The following is a 20,826-nucleotide window of genomic DNA, read 5'->3' on the forward strand; positions in this document are numbered from 1 at the left end:
AGTATTTTTAGCCGGGCGGGTATAAAAGACGGCCTGTAAATATCCCTGATGGGTAGCAGTATAAAAAATCCTCAGGGTTGGTGTTGCGCCACAGCAGAGAACAGTTGAGAAAATTAATGTCGATAAGTAGGGTTTAGATGTCAGGAATATCCGACGGACCGTATGGTATCTTTCAAGATGAAAGAATTAAGTTTAGCGCGCAATTTCCTGGGACATTAAACGATAGTGATAGAAACTTTATCAGGAAAATTGCTACGGCGAATAATTCACTTACCGCTTTACGGGTAAAAAGTTTGACAAATCCCCCCCCGCTAACTCAACTAGCTATTGAAAGTTTAGTTGAGTCGAAGAATGCACATACCAAAGAATATCAATCTTTAATACAGCAGGCGGATGATTATATAGGCAATGCGCCAAAACTGGAACCGCTTGGAAATTATATCCATGTATCAAAATTATGGGATAATCTGAAGGGCATCTCTATTGAACAATATTTTGCAGCTGCGAATTTTATTGCTTTAGAACGGGTAAAGTCTCGTGAACGTGTTAATATTATTGTGGGAAATCATAAAATAATAGATCCATCCTTAATAGAACAGCTAGAGATGACGGCTATTTCCAAAAATAACCTAAAAGACCTTGTCACCGTATCGGGTTCTCCTGTTGAAGAAGCCATGTCCCGCTATGGGCTGGTGTCAGCAAGGGCAAGGGAAACGCTGGAGGTGTTTGTTGCAGAAGGGCCGGCAGGCGAATTTGTTAACAGCAGAGACTGTAACGTTAAAGAAGTGATGTCGCATTTTGGCTTGATGACAGCAAGGGCAAGGGAAANGCTGGAGATGATTTTTGCAAAAGGGCCGGCAGGCGAATTTGTTAACAGCAGAGACTGTAACGTTAAAGAAGTGATGTCGCATTTTGGCTTGATGACAGCAAGGGCAAGGGAAANGCTGGAGATGATTTTTGCAAAAGGGCCGGCAGGCGAATTTGTTAACAGCAGAGACTGTAACGTTAAAGAAGTGATGTCGCATTTTGGCTTGATGACAGCAAGGGCAAGGGAAANGCTGGAGATGATTTTTGCAAAAGGGCCGGCAGCTCAATATGTTAGCAGTGGGCAGAACCTCAATTCCGCTAAGGAAAAGTTCGGAATACTGTCAGAAAAGGCAGTGGAACAGCTTGAAAAAGCATTTGTCAGAAACTGGCTGGTGCCCCTCATTGATCGTGATTTTTCGGTTTCTGCCTCCATATTGAAACATAATATTAAGTCCAAAAGCGCAAGGAATATTCTTGAAATTGAAACGGCGCAAAGAGGTGCAACATACCGTATTTTAAGAGGTGAACCCTGGACGGAAGTAGTGAAAATATGCGGGATTCGTAAAGACAGTGATGCAGCGAAGATGTTGAAAGACCTGGCTGAAAAAGTGGCGAACGACCCGTATGAAATCTCCAGACGTCCTGTCTGGAATGGCTGATAGCCGGGTCAGCGTAGCGGACATCCCAGCTTAAAATGACGGGCTTTCGCGCTGGCGCGATCCACCGTCGTAAATTTCAGGGATGACCTTTCGGGGCGAACGTATTTACGTTCGCCCCGGAGGATTAAGATACATATTCAGGTCGGTTTATCTTCAGGGCTTAGTCGCCACCAGTACGGCACGCAGCGGAGCAGGGTAGCCCTCTAGGGTTTTTGTTGCATCGTTGGGGTCGAGGAACTCGGCAAGCGATTCGCTGGTCATCCAGCTGGTGCGGCGCTGCTCGTCGATGCTGGTGAAAGAATGGTCAACGATACGCACATCAACGAAGCCGCACTTCTCCAGCCAGTTTTTCAGCGCGCCGGCCGAAGGAATAAAGTAGATATTACGCATCTGCGCGTAGCGTTCACCCGGCACCAGCACCTGCTGGTCGTCAGCATCTATCACCAGCGTTTCCAGCACCAGTTCGCCACCGCTGACCAGCTGATTTTTCAGCTGGTAGAGGTGGTCAAGCGGTGAACGGCGGTGGTAGAGCACGCCCATGGAAAACACCGTATCGAATGCGTTCAGCTCCGGCAGCTGTTCAATGCCCAGCGGCAGCAGGTGAGCGCGCTGGTCATTACCCAGCAGTTTACGCACCGCTTCAAACTGACATAAAAACAGCTGCATCGGATCGATACCCACCACCCTATGCGCCCCCGCGCCGAGCATGCGCCACATATGGTAGCCATTGCCACAGCCCACATCCAGTACGGTACGGCCGGCCAGCGATGAGATATGCGGCAGCACCCGGTCCCACTTCCAGTCAGAGCGCCATTCGGTATCGATATTTACGCCATAAAGCGAAAAAGGACCTTTGCGCCAGGGCATCAGATTACGCAGTAATTTCTCAATCCCGTCGCGCTGGCGCGGAGAAAGCTGGCTGCTGTCGGCCGTTACGCCATGCAGTAAATCCAGTGATTCGGGCGCCAGGCTTGGCAGATACCCGACTGAGCGATCCCAGTTTTTAAAATGACCGTGCAGCGATTCACGCTGCCATGCGGCAAGCTGGGCGGGCAGCGTCTCCAGCCAGTGGGAGAGCGGGCTTTTAGCAATGAGCTGATAAAAGTTGGCGAAATCCATCAGGCATTACCTGCTTTTAAGGCGATCAGAGAGCCAAAGTTAAAACACTGGAACCACAGTTCCGCATGCTGAAAACCGGCCAGCTGCAGGCGCTGTTTATGCGTGTCCACGCTGTCAGTCAGCATCACATTTTCTAACATGCTGCGTTTCTGGCTGATTTCCAGCTCGCTGTAGCCGTTGGCGCGCTTGAAGTCGTGATGCATATTGAATAACAGCTCGCCCACGTCGGCATCGGCAAAGCTAAACTTTTCGGACAGCACCAGCGCGCCCCCCGGCTTCAGCCCCTGATAAATGGTATTCAGCAGCTGCTGGCGCTCTTCCGGCTGCAAAAATTGCAGGGTAAAGTTCAACACCACCAGCGAGGCGTTTTCGATCGGCACCTGGCGAATATCGGCCTCGATCACCTCAACCGGCGTAGCGGCGCGAAAGGCATCAATATGGCGACGGCAGCGCTCAACCATTGCCGGTGAGTTATCTACGGCAATGATGTTGCAACCTGTTGCCTTAATATTGCGCCGAACTGAAAGGGTGGCGGCACCCAGCGAGCAGCCGAGATCGTAGATCCGGGAGTCGTTCTGAACAAAGCGCTCGGCTAACATGCCAATCATCGAAATGATATTGGAATAGCCGGGCACGGAACGCTGAATCATGTCAGGAAACACTTCAGCAACGCGCTCATCAAATGTCCAGTCGCCAAGTTTGGCTATGGGCGCAGAGAACAGCGTATCGCGGTTAGACATAGTGGTAAGTCCGGGGAAGCTGACGGAAAGGACGTATTCTGGCAGAAAGCCGTGCGGGGTGCATCTTTTCTGCCATCGGCATGGCTAATCCAGCGTCAAAATCAGGTCCCACGGCAGGAACAACAAATTAACGATAACCATACCCAGCAAGGAGAGCAGCGTCAGGATCATGCCATTGCGCCGCCACAGCAACGTTCTGCTGCGTAAGCCATAAGCGTGCAGAAGACGACCAAAGAAGAAAAACAGCCCCAGCAGATGCAGTAACCAGATATTGCATCCGTTCATCTCCATCATTACCAGCAGCAGCAGCGCAAGCGGAATATTTTCCACCGCATTACCGTGAATACGAATGGCAAGTTGAATATCGGAAACGCCGCCGTCGCCAATGGATACGCGATACTGGCGGCGCAGGCGTACCACATCCAGTGAAAATTTCACCATTAAAAGCGCGCCAAGCACCACGTAGAGAGCACTGACCATTTCTTTCCCATCCTGTAACACTATTTTCGACTATATGGTAGCCAACAAAATCCGGACTGTCGCCCTGTTTGCGGCTCGCAAGGGAGTCAGAACAACATCTCTTGTTGCGGCCAGTCGGGCGCCTCACCCAATTGCGGTAGCGCACGCCGTAACTCTGGCCAAAGGAAGCGTACCAGTTCGGGAGCAAAACCCACGTCCGGGGTGTGAATAAATAACCAAGGCTGGCCTGTACGGCACCATTGCGGTAAACGATCCAGCCAGGATTGAAACCAGCGCAAATTGGCCTGTGCGTCATCGCCGCAGATAAAGCGGATCATTGGCGCATCTGCCGTCATCACCGCGTGTACCGGCAGTCGGGGCTTTTTACGCTGTGCTTCAACAATGGCAGCATGGGATGGGTTAGCGCTGTGAACGCCGCGCGTATCAAGGATAACCCGGTTGACGTTGCGCTGATGCAGCCCGCGATTGAGCGCGCGTTCCGCCTCGCCTTTGGCAAAGAACTCAGGATGTCTGACCTCAACGCCATAGCGAAACGGTTGTGGCAGGGCGTCCAGAAACGTCCAAAGTGCAGGCAGGTCTGATGGCGAAAAGGCAGAAGGAAGTTGCAACCAGTACTGACCGATGCGGTCTGCCAGCGGCTCCAGCAGGCCAAAGAATTCCGTACAGAGAGAGCCACACTGACGCAGCGATGCCTGGTGGCTTATCGTGGCGGGAAACTTGAAGCAGAAACGAAACTCGTCGTGGGTCATCGAACGCCAGCGCTGTACAACCTCCGGCTTTGGCAGGGCATAGAGCGTGGTATTGCCTTCAACGCAGTTGAAGTAGCGGGCATAATCTTCCAGGGTAGTCATCCCCAGTTTTTTCCATTGCGGGTGCTGCCACTGCGGCAGGCCGAGGTAAAACGGCATCATCACTTATCCTGGTTGAATCGCTTGCCGGCGACTCTTATGTTTTAGCAGATAATAGCGCAAGAAAGGGCTTGAGGGCAGCGCCCGTAAGGTTTACCGCCACAGGATGACCGGGCAGACATCAATCTGACTGATGCACGCCGCCACTTGCCTGGCGGTCAGTCAGCCGCCGCGCGTGGGTTTGGCCGTTTTGTTATGCTGCTGCCGTATTGTTAACCGGTTATCGTCAACGGCGCGATAGCGGACGTGTTCTCCCGCCGACAGCACTTATCCTGTGAGCCGTTTTCCATTATAATGAAGGCCATTTTTCGCGGCAGTAGCGCTCCTCCGAGCCGGATATTGATTAAAAATGCTGCGCCAGTAGCGCTGAAGTTAAAAGGATATCGTTATGCGTACCGAGTATTGTGGGCAGATCAATCTGTCTCATGTAGGCCAGCAAGTAACACTTTGTGGCTGGGTTAACCGCCGCCGCGACCTCGGCAGCCTGATTTTTATTGATATGCGTGACCGTGAAGGCATCGTGCAGGTGTTCTTCGACCCGGACCACCAGCAGGCTTTCAAGCAGGCTTCCGAGTTGCGTAACGAATTCTGCATCCGCATTGTTGGCACCGTGCGCGCACGCGATGACAAAAATAAAAATGGCGACATGGCGACCGGTGAAATCGAAGTTTTCGCCACCGAGCTGACCATCATTAACCGTTCGGAACCGCTGCCGCTGGATTCAAACCAGACGAACAGTGAAGAAGCCCGGCTGAAATATCGCTATCTCGATCTGCGTCGCCCCGAGATGGCAAACCGCCTTAAGGCGCGTGCCAAAATCACCAGTTTGGTGCGCCGTTTTATGGACGACGAAGGCTTCCTGGATATTGAAACCCCGATGCTGACGAAAGCCACGCCGGAAGGCGCGCGTGACTATCTGGTGCCAAGCCGCGTGCATAAAGGTAAGTTCTATGCGCTACCGCAGTCGCCCCAGCTGTTCAAGCAGCTGCTGATGATGTCGGGCTTCGATCGCTACTATCAAATCGTCAAATGTTTCCGTGATGAAGATCTGCGCGCCGACCGTCAGCCGGAATTTACTCAGATTGACGTAGAAACCTCATTTATGACTGCACCCCAGGTGCGCGAAATAATGGAACGCCTGGTGCGCAACCTGTGGCTGGACGTCAAATCAGTGGATCTCGGTGCATTCCCGAGTATGACCTTCGCTGAAGCGATGCGCCGTTATGGTTCCGATAAGCCGGACTTGCGTAACCCGATGGAGCTGGTGGATGTTGCCGACCTGCTGAAAGACCTTGAGTTTAAGGTATTTTCAGGCCCGGCAAACGATGCGAAAGGGCGCGTGGCAGCGCTGCGCGTACCGGGCGGTGCCGGTCTTAGCCGTAAGCAGATTGACGATTACACCCGGTTTATTGAGATCTACGGCGCGAAAGGCCTGGCTTACATCAAGATTAACGAGCGAGCTAAGGGTCTTGAAGGCATTACCAGCCCGGTGGCGAAATTCCTTAATGCCGACATCGTTGACGCGATTCTGCAACGTACCGCTGCTCTCGACGGTGACCTGATCTTCTTCGGTGCCGACAGGGCGAAAGTGGTGGCCGATGCGCTGGGCGCGCTGCGCCTGAAGCTGGGGCGCGATCTGAAAATCACCAACGAATCCGCCTGGGCGCCGCTGTGGGTGGTGGATTTCCCCCTGTTCGAAGACGATGGCGAAGAAGGATTGACCGCCATGCACCATCCGTTCACCGCGCCGAAAGACATGTCGCCAGAGCAGTTGAAAAACGCGCCAGAAACCGCGATTGCCAACGCTTACGATATGGTTATCAACGGCTATGAAGTTGGGGGAGGCTCCGTGCGTATCCATAACGGGCAGATGCAGCAGACGGTGTTTGGCATTCTCGGTATTACCGAGCACGAACAGCGTGAGAAGTTTGGTTTCCTTCTGGACGCGTTGAAATTTGGCACACCGCCGCACGCGGGCCTCGCTTTCGGCCTCGACAGGCTGGTGATGCTGTTGACCGGCACGGATAATATTCGTGATGTGATCGCCTTCCCGAAAACCACCGCTGCCGCCTGTCTGATGACGGAAGCGCCGAACTTTGCTAACCCGGCGTCGTTAACCGAGCTGGGCATTGAAGTGGTGAAAAAGAGTAAAGACTCGCAGTCAGAGAACGATTAATGGCTTGTAAGCATCCGGTTTCGGTTCTGGTCGTGATTTACGCGAGTGACACCGGACGGGTGTTGATGTTGCAGCGGCGTGATGATGTGGCTTTCTGGCAATCGGTGACCGGCAGCTGTGAGCCGGGTGAAAGCCTGGCGCAAACCGCGCAGCGCGAAGTTCAGGAAGAAACCGGTATTGATGTTAACGCCGGGCAACTGCGCCTCGTCGACTGCCAGCGTTATATCGAATTCGAAATCTTCAGTCATTTTCGCCATCGTTACGCGCCGGGCACCACCCATAACCGGGAACACTGGTTTACCCTGGCGCTGCCGGGCGAACGCGATATCAGGCTGAGCGAGCACCTGGCCTTTCAGTGGCTGGCACCACCGGACGCCGCCGCGCTCACCAAGTCCTGGAGTAATCGCCAGGCAATTGAAGAATTTGTCAGATAAACGGGTTAATCTTTTGAACTCAGTCAGATGTCCAGGCATTTTCGGCGAAGATAGCCTGTGCAATATGCAATACGGAGAGAATATTCAAGATGGCGGGACATAGTAAATGGGCAAACACCAAGCACCGCAAGGCTGCTCAGGATGCCAAACGCGGTAAAATCTTCACCAAAATCATCCGTGAACTGGTGACCGCAGCCAAACTGGGCGGTGGAGATGCCGGTTCTAACCCGCGTCTGCGTGCAGCCATGGACAAAGCGCTGGCAAACAATATGACGCGTGACACCATGAACCGTGCCATTGCACGCGGCGTTGGCGGTGATGATGATTCCAATATGGAAACCATCATTTATGAAGGCTACGGCCCGGGCGGCACAGCGGTGATGGTTGAATGCCTGAGCGACAACCGCAACCGTACCGTTTCCGAAGTGCGTCATGCCTTTAGCAAAACCGGTGGCAACCTCGGTACCGACGGCTCTGTAGCCTATCTGTTCACCAGAAAAGGGGTGATTTCATACGCACCGGGCCTGAACGAAGATACGGTGATGGATGCGGCGCTGGAAGCGGGGGCTGACGACGTGGTCACTTATGATGATGGCGCTATCGATGTGTTTACCGCCTGGGAAAACATGGGCGCAGTGAAGGATGTGCTGGATGCGGCGGGCCTGCAGGCTGAAAGTGCTGAAGTCACCATGATCCCATCGACCAAAGCGGACATGGATATGGAAACCGCGCCGAAACTGCTGCGCCTGATCGATATGCTGGAAGACTGCGATGACGTACAGGAAGTTTACCATAATGGTGAGATTTCTGACGAGGTGGCGGAAACCCTGTGAGGTTCTGCCGGCCGTTCGCCGGGAGCGCAGCATGGCGATAATCCTCGGAATTGACCCCGGTTCGCGCGTGACTGGCTACGGCGTCATCCGTCAAACGGGGCGGCAGTTGAGTTATCTGGGCAGCGGGTGCATCCGTACCAGCGTCACCGATCTGCCGTCCCGCCTTAAGCTGATCTACGCCGGAGTGAGTGAAATCATCACCCAGTTCCGGCCGGAATACTTTGCTATCGAGCAGGTCTTTATGGCGAAGAACGCTGACTCAGCGCTCAAGCTGGGCCAGGCGCGCGGAGCGGCAATCGTCGCGGCGGTCAATCAGGATCTGCCGGTATTTGAGTATGCGGCTCGCCAGGTGAAACAGACCGTGGTTGGTATTGGTAGCGCCGAGAAAAGTCAGGTGCAGCATATGGTACGTACCCTGCTTAAACTGCCCGCTAACCCACAGGCAGATGCGGCAGATGCGCTGGCCATTGCCATCACCCATTGCCATATGAGCCAGAATGTCACCCGCCTGGGTGAGGGAAATCTCAACCTCGCACGCGGTCGTCTGCGTTAAAAGCTGGATATCTATCCAGCTTTTTTTATGCTATAAACCCCTGATTATGATTATCTTGAGGAAGCTATTGTGATAGGTCGTCTGAGAGGCATTATCCTGGAAAAACAGCCGCCAGCGGTGTTAATTGAAGCCAGCGGTGTCGGTTATGAGGTGCAAATGCCAATGACCTGTTTTTATGAGCTTCCCGAACTCCAGCAGGAAGCGGTGATCTTCACCCATTTTGTGGTGCGTGAAGATGCCCAACTGCTGTTTGGCTTTAACAGTAAGCCGGAGCGCGCACTGTTCCGGGAACTGATCAAAGTGAACGGCGTTGGGCCGAAACTGGCACTGGCTATTCTGTCCGGTATGTCGGCGCAGCAGTTTGTGACCGCCGTTGAGCGCGGCGAGATTGCGGCGCTGGTCAAGCTGCCGGGCGTCGGCAAAAAAACCGCCGAGCGTCTGGTGGTCGAAATGAAAGACCGCTTTAAAGGGATGCACGGCGATCTGTTTGCCAGCGACGCACCGTTTGCGCTGACCAGTGAAATGACCAAAGAGACGGGCAACGATGCCGAAAGCGAAGCGGTAGCGGCGCTGATCGCCCTGGGGTACAAGCCACAGGAGGCCAGCCGGATGATCGTTAAGACAGGTAAGCCTGATGCCGATTGCGAAACGTTAATTCGTGAAGCGCTGCGCGCAGCTATTTGAGGTAGAGCATGATAGAAGCCGATCGCCTGGTCGCCGCCGGAGTTATCACCGAAGAGGAAGTCATCGATCGCGCCATCCGCCCGAAGATGCTGGAAGAGTATGTCGGCCAGCCGGTGGTGCGCGAACAGATGGAGATTTTTATCAAAGCCGCTCAGATGCGTGGTGATGCCCTCGATCATCTGCTGATTTTCGGTCCTCCCGGTTTGGGTAAAACCACCCTGGCGAATATTGTCGCCAATGAGATGGGGGTTAATCTGCGCACCACCTCCGGCCCGGTGCTGGAAAAAGCCGGCGATCTTGCCGCCATGCTGACCAATCTGGAGCCGCACGACGTGCTGTTTATTGATGAGATCCATCGCCTGTCGCCGGTGGTGGAAGAGGTGCTTTATCCCGCTATGGAAGATTATCAGCTGGATATTATGATTGGTGAAGGCCCGGCAGCACGCTCGATAAAGCTCGATCTTCCCCCGTTTACCCTGATCGGTGCCACCACCCGCGCCGGTTCGCTGACCTCACCGCTGCGTGACCGTTTTGGCATCGTCCAGCGTCTGGAGTTTTACCGCGTCGAAGACTTGCAGCACATTGTCGGGCGCAGTGCTGCCTGTCTCGGTTTGCCGCTCAGCGATGAAGGTGCGCTGGAGATCGCCCGCCGTGCACGCGGTACGCCGCGTATTGCCAATCGCCTGCTGCGCCGCGTGCGTGACTTTGCCGAGGTGCGGGCGGCAGGGGAGATGAGCGGCGACGTGGCCTGTAAAGCGCTGGACATGCTAAGCGTTGATTCTGAAGGCTTTGACTATATGGACCGCAAACTGCTGCTGGCCATTATCGATAAGTTTATGGGCGGGCCGGTCGGGCTGGACAATCTGGCGGCGGCTATTGGAGAAGAGCGCGAAACCATCGAAGATGTGCTGGAACCTTACTTGATCCAACAGGGGTTTATCCAGCGCACGCCGCGTGGCCGTCTTGCCACTCAACATGCTTATAAACATTTTGGCATCACCCGCGAAGGCTGACAGATCCGACCCTTAGCGGCCGGCTCCGGGGGTTATTTGCTGCTGCCGGCCTGCCATGCGGTACGCCAGCAGACAGCATTTATACCTGCGGCTTTTTTATCATGCTTAACATAAACATAAGAGACGCACCCAGCACCACCGATGGCCCCGCCGGCGTATCATAAAACGCCGAGAAGCTCAGCCCGGACGTAACCGCCAGCACACCGACAATCACCGCCATTATCGCCATCTGTTCCGGGGAGCGGGCGAAGCGTCGCGCGGTCGCTGCCGGAATAATCAGCAGGGAGGTGATAATCAATGCGCCAACAAACTTCATCGCGACACCAATCGTCAGTGCTGTAATCAACATCAGGATCATTTTGGTTCGCTGAATATTAATCCCATCCACCTGCGCCAGTTCCGGGCTGATCGTCAGTGACAGCAGGGCGCGCCACTGCCACGCCAGCAGCGCTAACACCAGCGTGACGCCCGCCAAAATGGTCCACAGATCGCCCGGCGTCACCGCCAACAGATCGCCAAACAGGTAGGCCATCAAATCGACGCGCACATCAGACATCAGGCTGACCACCACCATTCCTAACGACAGAGCGCTGTGTGCCATAATCCCCAGCAGGGTGTCAAGTGCCAGATGGGGGCGGCGCTCAAGCCAGACCAGGATTAGCGATAACAGCAGCGTCACGACAATGACCGCATAAAACGGGCTGATGTTAAGCAACAGGCCGAAGGCCACGCCGAGTAGCGAAGCATGTGCCAGAGTATCGCCAAAGTAGGACATGCGGCGCCAGACAACAAATGAGCCGAGAGGGCCGGCCGCCAGTGCCAGTAAAACCCCGGCCAGCCAGCCGGGCAAGAGCAATTCAATCATGACGGATAAATCCCTTGCGCAAAATAATTCGTCCCTGGAGATCGTGACGGTGGTTGTGATGGTGGCGGTAAATCGCCAACTGCTCCGCACCGCGAGGGCCAAACATCGAAATAAATTCAGGGTGTTGAGATACCGCTTCCGGCGTACCAGAACAGCAAATGTGATGATTGAGGCACAGCACCTCGTCAGTTTTTGCCATCACCAGATGCAAATCGTGTGAAACCATTAATACGCCACAGTTCAGCTCGCGCCGAAGCTGGTCAATCAGGTCGTACAGCGCCACCTGACCATTAACGTCTACTCCCTGAGTGGGTTCATCCAGTACCAGCAGCTGCGGCTGGTTGAGCAACGCTCGCGCCAGCAGGACACGCTGCATTTCGCCGCCGGAGAGTTTTTGCAAGGGAAATTCCAGCAGGTGCGCTGCCTGCACCCGTTTTAAGGCGGGCAGGATATCGTCACGCTTTACGCCAGAGCGCAGCTGCATAAAGCGCCCGACGGATAGCGGCAGCGTGACATCCAGGTGAATTTTTTGCGGAACGTAGCCAATACGTAGCTGCTCCGGGCGCAGCACCTTGCCGGAGCCGGGTGCGATGAGTCCCAGCACCACGCGTACCAGTGTCGATTTCCCTGCACCGTTCGGACCAAGCAGGGTTAGAATTCGGCCTGGCTGTAGTGAAAGCGACACGTCAGAGAGCACCTGCCGTTGACCAAAGTTCACTGATATTTTTTCAAGGGCGATCAAATTGGGCATATTAATTACAGTTTGCAGAAATTTTCAAATGTTATAATATCACAAAAATAAGGCTCATCACGATGGAATGAATCATTATGTTACATAAAAAATTACCTGTTATTTCAATGTTGACCGGGGTAGGTATTACTGCCTGCTTAGCACTTCCGGTTCAGGCGGCTGTCGTTGCCTCTGTTAAACCTGTGGGCTTTATCGCGGCGGCGATTGCCGATGGCGTAACGCCGGTAGAAATCCTGCTGCCGGACGGGGCATCTGAACATGATTATGCACTAAGACCTTCCGACATCAAGCGCCTGCGGGATGCGAACTTAGTCGTATGGGTAGGGCCTGAGATGGAAGCCTTTATGAGTAAGTCAGTGGCAACACTACCGGCAGCAAAAAACGTGGAAATGAGCGAGTTGTCAGGTGTGAAATCGCTGTTGCTGAAAGGCACGGATGACGACGACGATGAGGGAAACGACCCCCACGCAGCCGGGGCAAACGGGCGCGCGCACGAGCATGAACACCACCATCACGGTGAGTATAATATGCATCTGTGGATGTCTCCAGATATCTCCAGGAAAACGGCGATTGCAATCCATGCAAAATTGTTGGAACTTATGCCCACCAGCAAGCACCAATTAGATGCTAATCTGCAGCATTTTGAGGCAGAACTGTCGTCTACCGATGCGAAAATTAATAGCCAGCTTGCCCCGGTGAAAGATAAAGGGTATTTCGTTTTTCATGATGCTTACACCTACTTTGAAAAGCACTACGGTCTGTCCCCCGTGGGTCATTTTACCGTTAACCCTGAAATCCAACCCGGTGCACAGCGTTTACATCAAATACGAACACAGCTGGTTGAGCAGAAGGCGGTATGTGTCTTCGCTGAACCACAGTTCAGGCCAGCCGTGATTGAGGCTGTTGCCAGAGGAACCAAAGTGCGCTCGGGCACGCTGGATCCACTGGGTACAGATATCTCTCCAGGCAAAGACAGCTACGTGCAGTTTCTTTCGCAGTTGTCCAGCCAGTATGCGAGCTGCCTGAAAGGAGATTAGAGGGTCATTAAGTGCAGCAAAAACTCAACGCTATCAGCGTAGCGTTAAATGGTTTATCCCGCCCCCATCGCATCATGCTGGGGGCGCTTTCCGTAGTGACTCTGGCCGTTGCCGTGTGGCGGCCTTATGTTTATCATCCCGATAGCGAAAGCCAGATCGTCAAACGGGTTGAGATAAATCAGGATCAGCTACGGACCTTGCTCCCTGAAGCCAGTGAACCTATCGATGGGGACAGTCCGGCGCCGGAAGATGAAGTCCCCAACGATGAAATTGATCAAGACACGCCTAATGAGAGCGGCACTCACGACTATGTGGTGTCCGGCGGTGATACGCTCAGCAGCGTGTTGAATCAATATGGCATCGATATGTCCGATATCAGCCAGCTGGTAAAGATCGACAGAGAACTGCGCAATCTGCAAATCGGTCAGCAGCTGTCATGGACGCTGAATAACGATGGCCAGCTACAGCGTATGACCTGGGAAGTTTCCCGGCGTGAAAGCCGCACCTACGACCGTGCCGGAGACACATTTAAACTTTCCTCCGCGCTACAGAGCGGCGAATGGCAGAACCATGTGCTGAACGGCGTGGTAAACGGCAGCTTTGTCAACAGTGCCAAATCAGCCGGGTTGAGCAGTGGTGAGGTCAGCGCGGTGATCAAATCGATGCAGTGGCAAATGGATTTCCGCAAGCTGCGTGACGGCGATCGCTTCGCGGTGCTGACATCGCGTGAAATGCTGGACGGTAAAAGCCAGCAGAGCCAACTGTTGGGGGTGAGGGTTAACAGCGGAGGAAAGGATTATTACGCTATTCGCGCAGAGGACGGTAAGTTCTACGACCGAAGCGGTTCAGGGTTATCGCGTGGCTTTATGCGTTTCCCAACCATTAAGCAGTATCGCGTTTCTTCCAACTTTAACCCGCGCCGTACTAATCCGGTGACCGGCCGCATTGCACCGCACAAAGGCGTTGATTTCTCAGTTCCCGTGGGGACTCCCGTGCTGGCAATAGGTGATGGTGAGGTTATCGTCTCGAAGCGTAGCGGGGCTGCCGGAAACTATGTCGCTATCCGCCACGGCCGTCAATATATGACACGCTATATGCATCTGAAGACGCTATTAGTAAAGCCGGGGCAAAAAGTGAAGCGGGGCGATCGTATTGCGCTTTCGGGTAACACCGGACGGTCGACCGGGCCGCACGTTCACTTTGAAGTCTGGATAAATAATCAGGCTGTTAACCCACTGACCGCCCGACTGCCACGTATGGAAGGGTTGAGCGGTAAAGAGCGCCGTGATTATCTGGCACAGGTGCGTGAAGTGATACCTCAGCTGCATATCAGGTAGCCTTAATCCAGCATCACAAAGCCGACGGGGTGAACCGGTCGGCTTTTTTATTGGCGGGTGAATGGGCGTTTCGACCGTTACCATTGCAAAATCCCACGTCAGCACTATCATAAGCCGGTTATTGTTTGGGGCCAGTGCATGGAAAACAAAAAAAGAAGTCATGTTGAATTTATTCCCGTCTTTCAGAAATCTTTTTTATTACCCCGCTACTGGGGGAGTTGGCTGGGAGTGGGCGCGTTTGCAGCCCTGACGTTGGTATCTCCACGCCTGCGCGATCCGCTGCTGGGGGCGTTAGGACGTCAAGCCGGCAAACTGGCTCGCAGCGCCCGACGCCGTGCACAGATCAATTTACTATACTGTCTGCCTGAAAAGTCGGAAGTGGAGCGGGAGCAGATTATCGATGAGATGTTTGCCACGGCACCGCAGTCAATGGCGATGATGGCCGAACTGGCACTGCGTCCACAGGCGGCAAAATCACGCATCCGCTGGCATGGCCGTGAGATTATCGATGCGCTGCGTGACAGCGGGCAGAACGTCATTCTTCTGGTGCCGCATGGCTGGGCGGTTGATTTGCCGGCGATGGTTTTGGCATCTGAAGGGCAGCGGATGGCGGCCATGTTCCATAATCAGAGTAATGAGGTGATCGATTACGTCTGGAACCTGGTCCGCCGCCGTTTTGGCGGGCGTATGCATGCACGTAACGACGGCATCAAGCCATTTATCAGCTCTATTCGTCAGGGGTACTGGGGCTATTATCTGCCCGATCAGGATCATGGTGCGGATCATAGCGAATTTGTTGATTTCTTTGCCACGTATAAAGCCACGCTGCCCGCCGTAGGGCGGATGATGAAAGTGTGCCGGGCAAAAGTGGTGCCGCTGTTCCCGGTATATGACAGCAAAACCCATTCGCTGGATATTTATTTGCGCCCACCGATGGACGATTTGCCGGACACCGACGATGCGACTCAGGCGCGGCGTTTGAATGAAGAAATTGAAGCGTTTGTCCGCCCGCATCCGGAGCAGTACACCTGGATCCTTAAGCTGCTGAAGACCCGCCGTCCGGGTGAAGCAGAACCCTACGAACGTCAGGAGCTTTACCCGAAAAAGTAAAGTAAAAGGGGAGCTAAGCTCCCCTTGTCCGGCTAAACAGAACGTCAGGCGGTCAGGCAATCTCGACTTTATTCAGCATCGAACGGCGTTTCCATTCGCGTAAAAACGCGCTGACCAACCCATACCAGAGTACACCGCATACCAGATTGACCAGGCTAAAGGCGCGGGCGCCATCGCCGAAATAAGCGTATTTACTCAGCTCAATGCCAGCCGCAAAGACCAGAATGCTCACCATGCCCAGCATCGCGGCAACGCTGCCTTTACCGGCATTACTGGAGAACAGCGTCAGACGATACATTCCCGCATTGACCAGCCCGGTGCCAAAGCCATAAATACTCAGCCCGGCCGTCAGCCACAAATAACTGTGATTGTCGATAGCCGAAGCCAGCGCAGATATGGCCAGGCCTGCCAGAATGGGCCATGCGCCAAGCCGTAGTGGGCGATCGATCGCCACCCGCGAGGACAGCTTGCCCAGCGTCAGGTTCCCGGCAATCATTGCCACAAACACCGGGAGTTGCAGCAGCGCATAGTCCATCCGGCTCAGACCGGCATCGTGGATGAGGATCACCGGTGATAATGCCACCCAGGCAAGGCAGGGGATAGTGACCAGACCAATCGCCAGTGAACCGCTCATCACCTGACGGTCCTTAACCAGCGCCATATAACCCTTACCGAGTGATGTTAACGACAGCGAGATGCGGGCGTCACCTGCTGTCTCCGGCATTGTGCGCCACAGTCCAATCAGCGCGACGGCGGTGACCAGGGCAAAAAGCCAGAACATGGTACGCCAGTCGCCAATTTCCAAAAATGCGGCACCGGCCAGCGGGCCGGCAAGGGGAGCCAACAGCGCCACGTTGGCCATCAGCGCCATAATTCGCACGCTAAGCGCTTCATTGAAGGCTTCCTGAATGGCGGCATAACCCACAGCGCCGATAAAACAGAGGCTGGTGCCCTGCAGGAAGCGCAGCAGGACAAATTGTTCGATGCTCTGCACCCAGTGAGTGGCCAGGCAGGTGAGCATAAAGAAGGCGACGCCGGACAACAACACGGGCCGTCGTCCAAGTTTATCGGAGAGCGGGCCAAGCAGCCATTGCAGCATCATGCCGCCAATCAGATAGGCCGTCAGCGAGGCTGAAACCCACTCCGGGCTGACGTGGAACTCTTCGGTCACCTGCAGCATTCCAGGCTGGATCATGTCATGAGCGATATAGGTGGCAAACTCAAACAGAACTAATGATAAAGGGAAAATCAGATGTCGGCGAGTCAGGCTCGACACGGGGGTGTATGACGCCATTCTGGCTCCTTCCTGGAATTGCATAAAAGTAAAAAAAGCACGGAGGCTTAGCGACCGCGCTAACATACCGTATTTTGACCTGGAAATACTGGAAAATTATCATTTGCAGATAAAGCAAATGATAACCCGATCGGCAACCACGCAGACGAACTGGAAGGGGGCAAGCGGGTGAGAAACCATCGGGCCTGAGACCCGATTGCTTCAGACATGATTACTCAACGCGCAGTACACGGCTGGTATTGGTGGTACCCGTGGTGCTCATCACGTCGCCCTGAGTCACGATAACCAGATCGCCGGACACCAAAAAGCCTTTATCGCGCAGCAGGTTAATCGCGTCGTGTGCGGCAGCCACGCCGTCGTTATGACTGTCGAAATAGACCGGGGTGACGCCGCGATAAAGGGTGGTGAGGTTCAACGTGCGCTCGTGGCGTGACATGGCGAAAATCGGCAGTCCTGAGGTGATACGTGAGGTCATCAGCGCAGTACGGCCGGATTCGGTCATGGTGATAATCGCGGTCACGCCCTGCAGATGGTTCGCGGCGTACATGGACGACATGGCGATGGCTTCTTCGATATTGTCAAACTGAACGTCGAGGCGATGCTTGGAAACATTGATGCTGGGGATCTTCTCTGCCCCCACACATACCCTGGCCATGGCGGAGACGGTTTCTGCCGGGTACTGTCCGGCGGCGGTTTCTGCAGACAGCATCACCGCATCGGTACCATCCAGTACGGCGTTGGCCACGTCCATGACTTCAGCACGGGTTGGCATCGGGTTAGTTATCATTGATTCCATCATCTGAGTGGCGGTGATGACGGAGCGGTTCAGCTGGCGTGCGCGGCGGATCAGCGCTTTCTGGATGCCAACCAGCTCAGGATCACCGATTTCCACCCCCAAATCGCCCCTCGCAACCATCACCACGTCGGAGGCGAGAATAATGTCATCCATCGCTTCCTGGCTGGCAACCGCTTCAGCACGTTCGACTTTGGAGACGATTTTGGCTTCACATCCGGCCTCACGCGCCAGGCGGCGGGCATAATTCAGGTCTTCACCACAGCGCGGGAAGGATACGGCAAGATAGTCGACGCCGATTTGCGCGGCGGTGAGAATATCCGCCTTGTCTTTTTCCGTAAGGGCTTCGGCCGACAGCCCCCCGCCGAGCTTGTTAATCCCTTTATTATTCGATAGCGGGCCGCCGACGGTCACTTCGGTGAACACCTTCATGCCTTTAACTTCCAGCACTTTCAGCTGCACACGCCCGTCGTCAAGTAGCAGGATATCTCCCGGTACGACATCAGCGGGCAGGCCTTTATAATCAATGCCTACTCTTTCTTTGTCGCCTTCGCCTTTACCCAGGCTGGCATCCAGCAGAAAACGCTCGCCTGGGTTGAGGAAAACTTTCCCTTCTTTGAAAGTTGAAACGCGGATTTTCGGTCCCTGAAGATCGCCGAGAATGGCGACGTGTCGCCCCAGTTTTGCCGCGACTTCGCGCACCTTATTTGCGCGCATCTGGTGATCCTGGGCGGTGCCGTGTGAAAAGTTCAGTCGTACCACATTGGCACCCGCAGCGATGATCTTTTCCAGATTGTTGTCACGATCGGTAGCGGGGCCAAGCGTGGTAACAATTTTGGTTCTTCTGAGGCGACGAGAAAGGTACTTAGGATGAAGAAGTGAAGATGATTGATTATTCATTGTATACGACCTGAAGTGAATAGTGAGTCTATCCCTGTGAAATAATATGTGCAGAGGTCTTAACTGTCTGTTGTGCGCTCTCAACATCCTGCAGGGGTTCTGGCCAGAGGTGAGACAAGAGGAGTCATGAGAGTTTCATAAGCACATGCACACATAAGGTATCACCTAAAGCGGTAAACTCAATAGTCAACATTGAGCTTAAACACTTACTGGCCTTGGTCATTTTCCTTCAGTCTTAATGAGATGTCCGGTGGTGATGGCTTGCTGCGCGTTAGCCACTGCCGGAGCAGGGCTTTTTTTGCAAAAGTGACAGCAGATCCCGGCAGGCATTTTGCTAATTTGAACAGCAAAAATTTTATTTCAGTCTATTATTCATACAGTTAATGGCCTATACATTTTGACGATTTCAATCAAAGGAGAAATCAATGTCATTTTGTAGAGAATAGACGTTGACCTTAAGTGCTTAACGCAGAGTCACCACAGCATCAGACTCCGTTTTAGTCGTGAATGAGCCGAGTCTGATGCTCAAACAGGTCATCTGACTCACGGCAATAATGAGAATTCAGGCCTGAACGGGCGGATGCCCGCTGTGGTTTGCCACAAAATAACGCATTGATTGAATACATTGTGCCAGACCTGCGTCACCAGGTTTACGTGGACCGGGCAAAAGCAGTACATTGTACAGATACAAAATGACACTAAGAGCCTGTCCTGGTTCGGAATCTACGGGACTGGCTAATCCTGCAACGAGGAGAATGAAATGGCGGTTACACAAACAGCCCAGGCATGCGATCTGGTTATTTTCGGTGCCAAAGGCGACCTTGCACGCCGAAAACTGCTGCCCTCACTGTATCAGTTAGAAAAAGCCGGTCAGATTCATGAAGAGTCACGCATCATAGGCGTGGGGCGTGCGGAATGGGATAAAGCCGCTTATACCAAGGTCGTGCGTGAAGCGCTGGAAACCTTTATGAAGGAAAAAATTGATGAGGCGCTGTGGGATAAACTCAGCAGCCGACTCGATTTTTGTAATCTTGACGTGACTGACAGCAGTCATTTCCCTCGACTTGGCAAAATGCTCGACCAGAAAAAACGCATCACCATCAACTATTTTGCCATGCCGCCAAGCACTTTTGGTGCTATTTGTCAGGGGCTGGGCGAGGCCAAACTCAATGCCAAACCAGCACGCGTAGTAATGGAAAAACCGCTGGGCACCTCGCTCGTTACTTCGCAGGAAATTAACAATCAGGTAGGTGAGTACTTCGAAGAAAGCCAGGTCTTCCGCATTGACCATTATCTCGGCAAAGAGACCGTGCTTAACCTGCTGGCACTGCGCTTTGCTAACTCGCTGTTTGCCGCAAACTGGGACAATCGCACTATCGACCATGTGCAGATAACCGTGGCAGAGGAGGTAGGGATCGAAGGGCGTTGGGGCTACTTCGATAAAGCCGGTCAGATGCGCGACATGATTCAGAACCACCTGCTGCAGGTGTTAACCATGATCGCGATGTCACCGCCGGCAGATCTGTCTGCTGACCGTATTCGTGATGAAAAAGTCAAGGTACTGCGCTCCCTGCGCCGCATTGACCATACCAACGTGCGTGAAAAAACCGTACGCGGCCAGTACACTTCAGGTTTTGTGCAGGGGAAAAAAGTCCCTGGCTACCTGGAGGAGGAGGGCGCAAACAAGTCCAGCAATACGGAAACCTTCGTTTCTATCCGGGTTGATATCGACGACTGGCGCTGGGCTGGCGTGCCGTTCTATCTGCGCACCGGTAAACGTCTGCCGACCAAGTGTTCGGAAGTTGTTGTCTACTTTAAAAATCCGGCGCTGAACCTGTTCAAAGACAGCTGGCAGGAACTGCCGCAAAACAAACTGACCATTCGTCTGCAGCCGGATGAAGGCGTCGATATCCAGATCCTCAACAAAGTGCCCGGACTGGATCACAAACATAACCTGCAAACCACCAAACTGGATTTGAGCTTCTCAGAGACCTTCAATCAGTCTCATCTGGCGGATGCCTACGAGCGCCTGCTGCTGGAAACCATGCGCGGTATCCAGGCCCTGTTTGTACGTCGTGATGAAGTGGAAGAGGCCTGGAAGTGGGTTGATTCCATCATGGATGCCTGGTCTGCAGATAAAGAAGCGCCTAAACCTTACCAAGCGGGTACCTGGGGGCCGGTGGCTTCGGTAGCGATGATCACCCGTGATGGCCGCTCATGGAATGAATTTGAATAAATTGAGCTGAATGTTGCAGCCCGCTTCGGCGGGCTTTTTTTTTCACTAAAAATAGTGGGTTATGCACAATAAGCCGACGCTCGCCGGGCAGTTACCA

At 53.7% G+C, this 20,826-nt stretch carries 18 protein-coding genes; 10 read left to right on the forward strand and 8 right to left on the reverse strand.

Annotated elements, in window-relative coordinates:
- Positions 1 to 1,619 precede the first annotated feature (1,619 nt).
- From cmoB to EPYR_RS07875, 4 genes are all read right to left on the reverse strand, one after another.
- A complete protein-coding gene (cmoB, locus tag EPYR_RS07860; protein ID WP_012667868.1) occupies positions 1,620 to 2,585 on the reverse strand; it encodes a tRNA 5-methoxyuridine(34)/uridine 5-oxyacetic acid(34) synthase CmoB in 966 nt (321 codons plus the stop codon).
- Entirely contained in the window at positions 2,585 to 3,325 is a 741-nt protein-coding gene (gene cmoA, locus EPYR_RS07865; protein WP_012667869.1) for a carboxy-S-adenosyl-L-methionine synthase CmoA, read from the reverse strand. Before cmoA ends, cmoB begins: the two co-directional genes overlap by 1 nt.
- Positions 3,326 to 3,409: 84 nt before the next feature.
- Positions 3,410 to 3,805 (reverse strand): MAPEG family protein, encoded by a 396-nt coding sequence (locus tag EPYR_RS07870; RefSeq protein WP_012667870.1) that lies wholly within the window; start codon positions 3,803 to 3,805, stop codon positions 3,410 to 3,412.
- Positions 3,806 to 3,891: 86 nt separating this feature from the next.
- Positions 3,892 to 4,716 (reverse strand): DUF72 domain-containing protein, encoded by an 825-nt coding sequence (locus EPYR_RS07875; RefSeq protein ID WP_014538851.1) that lies wholly within the window; start codon positions 4,714 to 4,716, stop codon positions 3,892 to 3,894.
- A 385-nt stretch (positions 4,717 to 5,101) separates the two neighbouring features.
- On the opposite strand from EPYR_RS07875, the gene aspS reads away from it, so the two are divergent.
- From aspS to ruvB, 6 genes are all read left to right on the forward strand, one after another.
- Positions 5,102 to 6,889 (forward strand): aspartate--tRNA ligase, encoded by a 1,788-nt coding sequence (gene aspS / locus EPYR_RS07880; RefSeq protein WP_012667872.1) that lies wholly within the window; start codon positions 5,102 to 5,104, stop codon positions 6,887 to 6,889.
- Positions 6,889 to 7,323, forward strand: coding sequence for a dihydroneopterin triphosphate diphosphatase (gene nudB, locus EPYR_RS07885; RefSeq protein ID WP_012667873.1), 435 nt, complete (start codon positions 6,889 to 6,891; stop codon positions 7,321 to 7,323). The genes aspS and nudB overlap by 1 nt, the downstream gene beginning before the upstream one ends.
- An 89-nt stretch (positions 7,324 to 7,412) precedes the next feature.
- Complete coding sequence (locus EPYR_RS07890; protein ID WP_012667874.1) at positions 7,413 to 8,156, forward strand: YebC/PmpR family DNA-binding transcriptional regulator; 744 nt, start codon at positions 7,413 to 7,415, stop codon at positions 8,154 to 8,156.
- Positions 8,157 to 8,187: 31 nt separating this feature from the next.
- Positions 8,188 to 8,709 (forward strand): crossover junction endodeoxyribonuclease RuvC, encoded by a 522-nt coding sequence (gene ruvC / locus EPYR_RS07895; protein ID WP_012667875.1) that lies wholly within the window; start codon positions 8,188 to 8,190, stop codon positions 8,707 to 8,709.
- A gap of 69 nt (positions 8,710 to 8,778) precedes the next feature.
- Complete coding sequence (ruvA, locus tag EPYR_RS07900) at positions 8,779 to 9,393, forward strand: Holliday junction branch migration protein RuvA (RefSeq protein WP_012667876.1); 615 nt, start codon at positions 8,779 to 8,781, stop codon at positions 9,391 to 9,393.
- Positions 9,394 to 9,401: 8 nt separating this feature from the next.
- Positions 9,402 to 10,406: a Holliday junction branch migration DNA helicase RuvB gene (gene ruvB, locus EPYR_RS07905; RefSeq protein ID WP_012667877.1), complete on the forward strand. Its 1,005-nt coding sequence runs from the start codon at positions 9,402 to 9,404 to the stop codon at positions 10,404 to 10,406.
- Positions 10,407 to 10,485: 79 nt separating this feature from the next.
- On the opposite strand, the gene znuB is transcribed toward ruvB, so the two are convergent.
- Together znuB and znuC are read right to left on the reverse strand one after the other, a co-directional pair.
- Entirely contained in the window at positions 10,486 to 11,271 is a 786-nt protein-coding gene (gene znuB, locus EPYR_RS07910; RefSeq protein WP_012667878.1) for a zinc ABC transporter permease subunit ZnuB, read from the reverse strand.
- On the reverse strand, positions 11,264 to 12,022 hold the full coding sequence (gene znuC, locus EPYR_RS07915; RefSeq protein WP_012667879.1) for a zinc ABC transporter ATP-binding protein ZnuC: 759 nt from the start codon (positions 12,020 to 12,022) through the stop codon (positions 11,264 to 11,266). The genes znuB and znuC overlap by 8 nt, the downstream gene beginning before the upstream one ends.
- Positions 12,023 to 12,099: 77 nt before the next feature.
- Here znuC and znuA point away from each other — a divergent pair, with 77 nt between their 5' ends.
- The 3 genes from znuA to lpxM all read left to right on the forward strand — a co-directional run bounded on the left by znuA (position 12,100) and on the right by lpxM (position 15,506).
- A complete protein-coding gene (znuA, locus tag EPYR_RS07920) occupies positions 12,100 to 13,059 on the forward strand; it encodes a zinc ABC transporter substrate-binding protein ZnuA (RefSeq protein WP_012667880.1) in 960 nt (319 codons plus the stop codon).
- A gap of 11 nt (positions 13,060 to 13,070) precedes the next feature.
- Positions 13,071 to 14,396 (forward strand): murein DD-endopeptidase MepM, encoded by a 1,326-nt coding sequence (gene mepM, locus EPYR_RS07925; protein ID WP_012667881.1) that lies wholly within the window; start codon positions 13,071 to 13,073, stop codon positions 14,394 to 14,396.
- 138 nt (positions 14,397 to 14,534) lie between these two features.
- Positions 14,535 to 15,506, forward strand: a complete 972-nt coding sequence (gene lpxM, locus EPYR_RS07930; protein ID WP_012667882.1) for a lauroyl-Kdo(2)-lipid IV(A) myristoyltransferase — start codon at positions 14,535 to 14,537, stop codon at positions 15,504 to 15,506.
- Positions 15,507 to 15,558: 52 nt separating this feature from the next.
- Here lpxM and EPYR_RS07935 read toward each other — a convergent pair whose 3' ends face one another.
- Together EPYR_RS07935 and pyk are read right to left on the reverse strand one after the other, a co-directional pair.
- The gene (locus EPYR_RS07935; RefSeq protein WP_012667883.1) at positions 15,559 to 16,800 is read right to left on the reverse strand and encodes an MFS transporter; all 1,242 of its coding nucleotides are present in this window, start codon (positions 16,798 to 16,800) and stop codon (positions 15,559 to 15,561) included.
- A 211-nt stretch (positions 16,801 to 17,011) separates the two neighbouring features.
- Complete coding sequence (gene pyk, locus EPYR_RS07940; RefSeq protein WP_012667885.1) at positions 17,012 to 18,493, reverse strand: pyruvate kinase; 1,482 nt, start codon at positions 18,491 to 18,493, stop codon at positions 17,012 to 17,014.
- Positions 18,494 to 19,253: 760 nt separating this feature from the next.
- Here pyk and zwf point away from each other — a divergent pair.
- Complete coding sequence (gene zwf, locus EPYR_RS07945) at positions 19,254 to 20,729, forward strand: glucose-6-phosphate dehydrogenase (protein ID WP_012667886.1); 1,476 nt, start codon at positions 19,254 to 19,256, stop codon at positions 20,727 to 20,729.
- Positions 20,730 to 20,826 lie beyond the last annotated feature (97 nt).

It is taken from the genome of Erwinia pyrifoliae DSM 12163, from assembly GCF_000026985.1.
Taxonomy (GTDB): domain Bacteria; phylum Pseudomonadota; class Gammaproteobacteria; order Enterobacterales; family Enterobacteriaceae; genus Erwinia; species Erwinia pyrifoliae.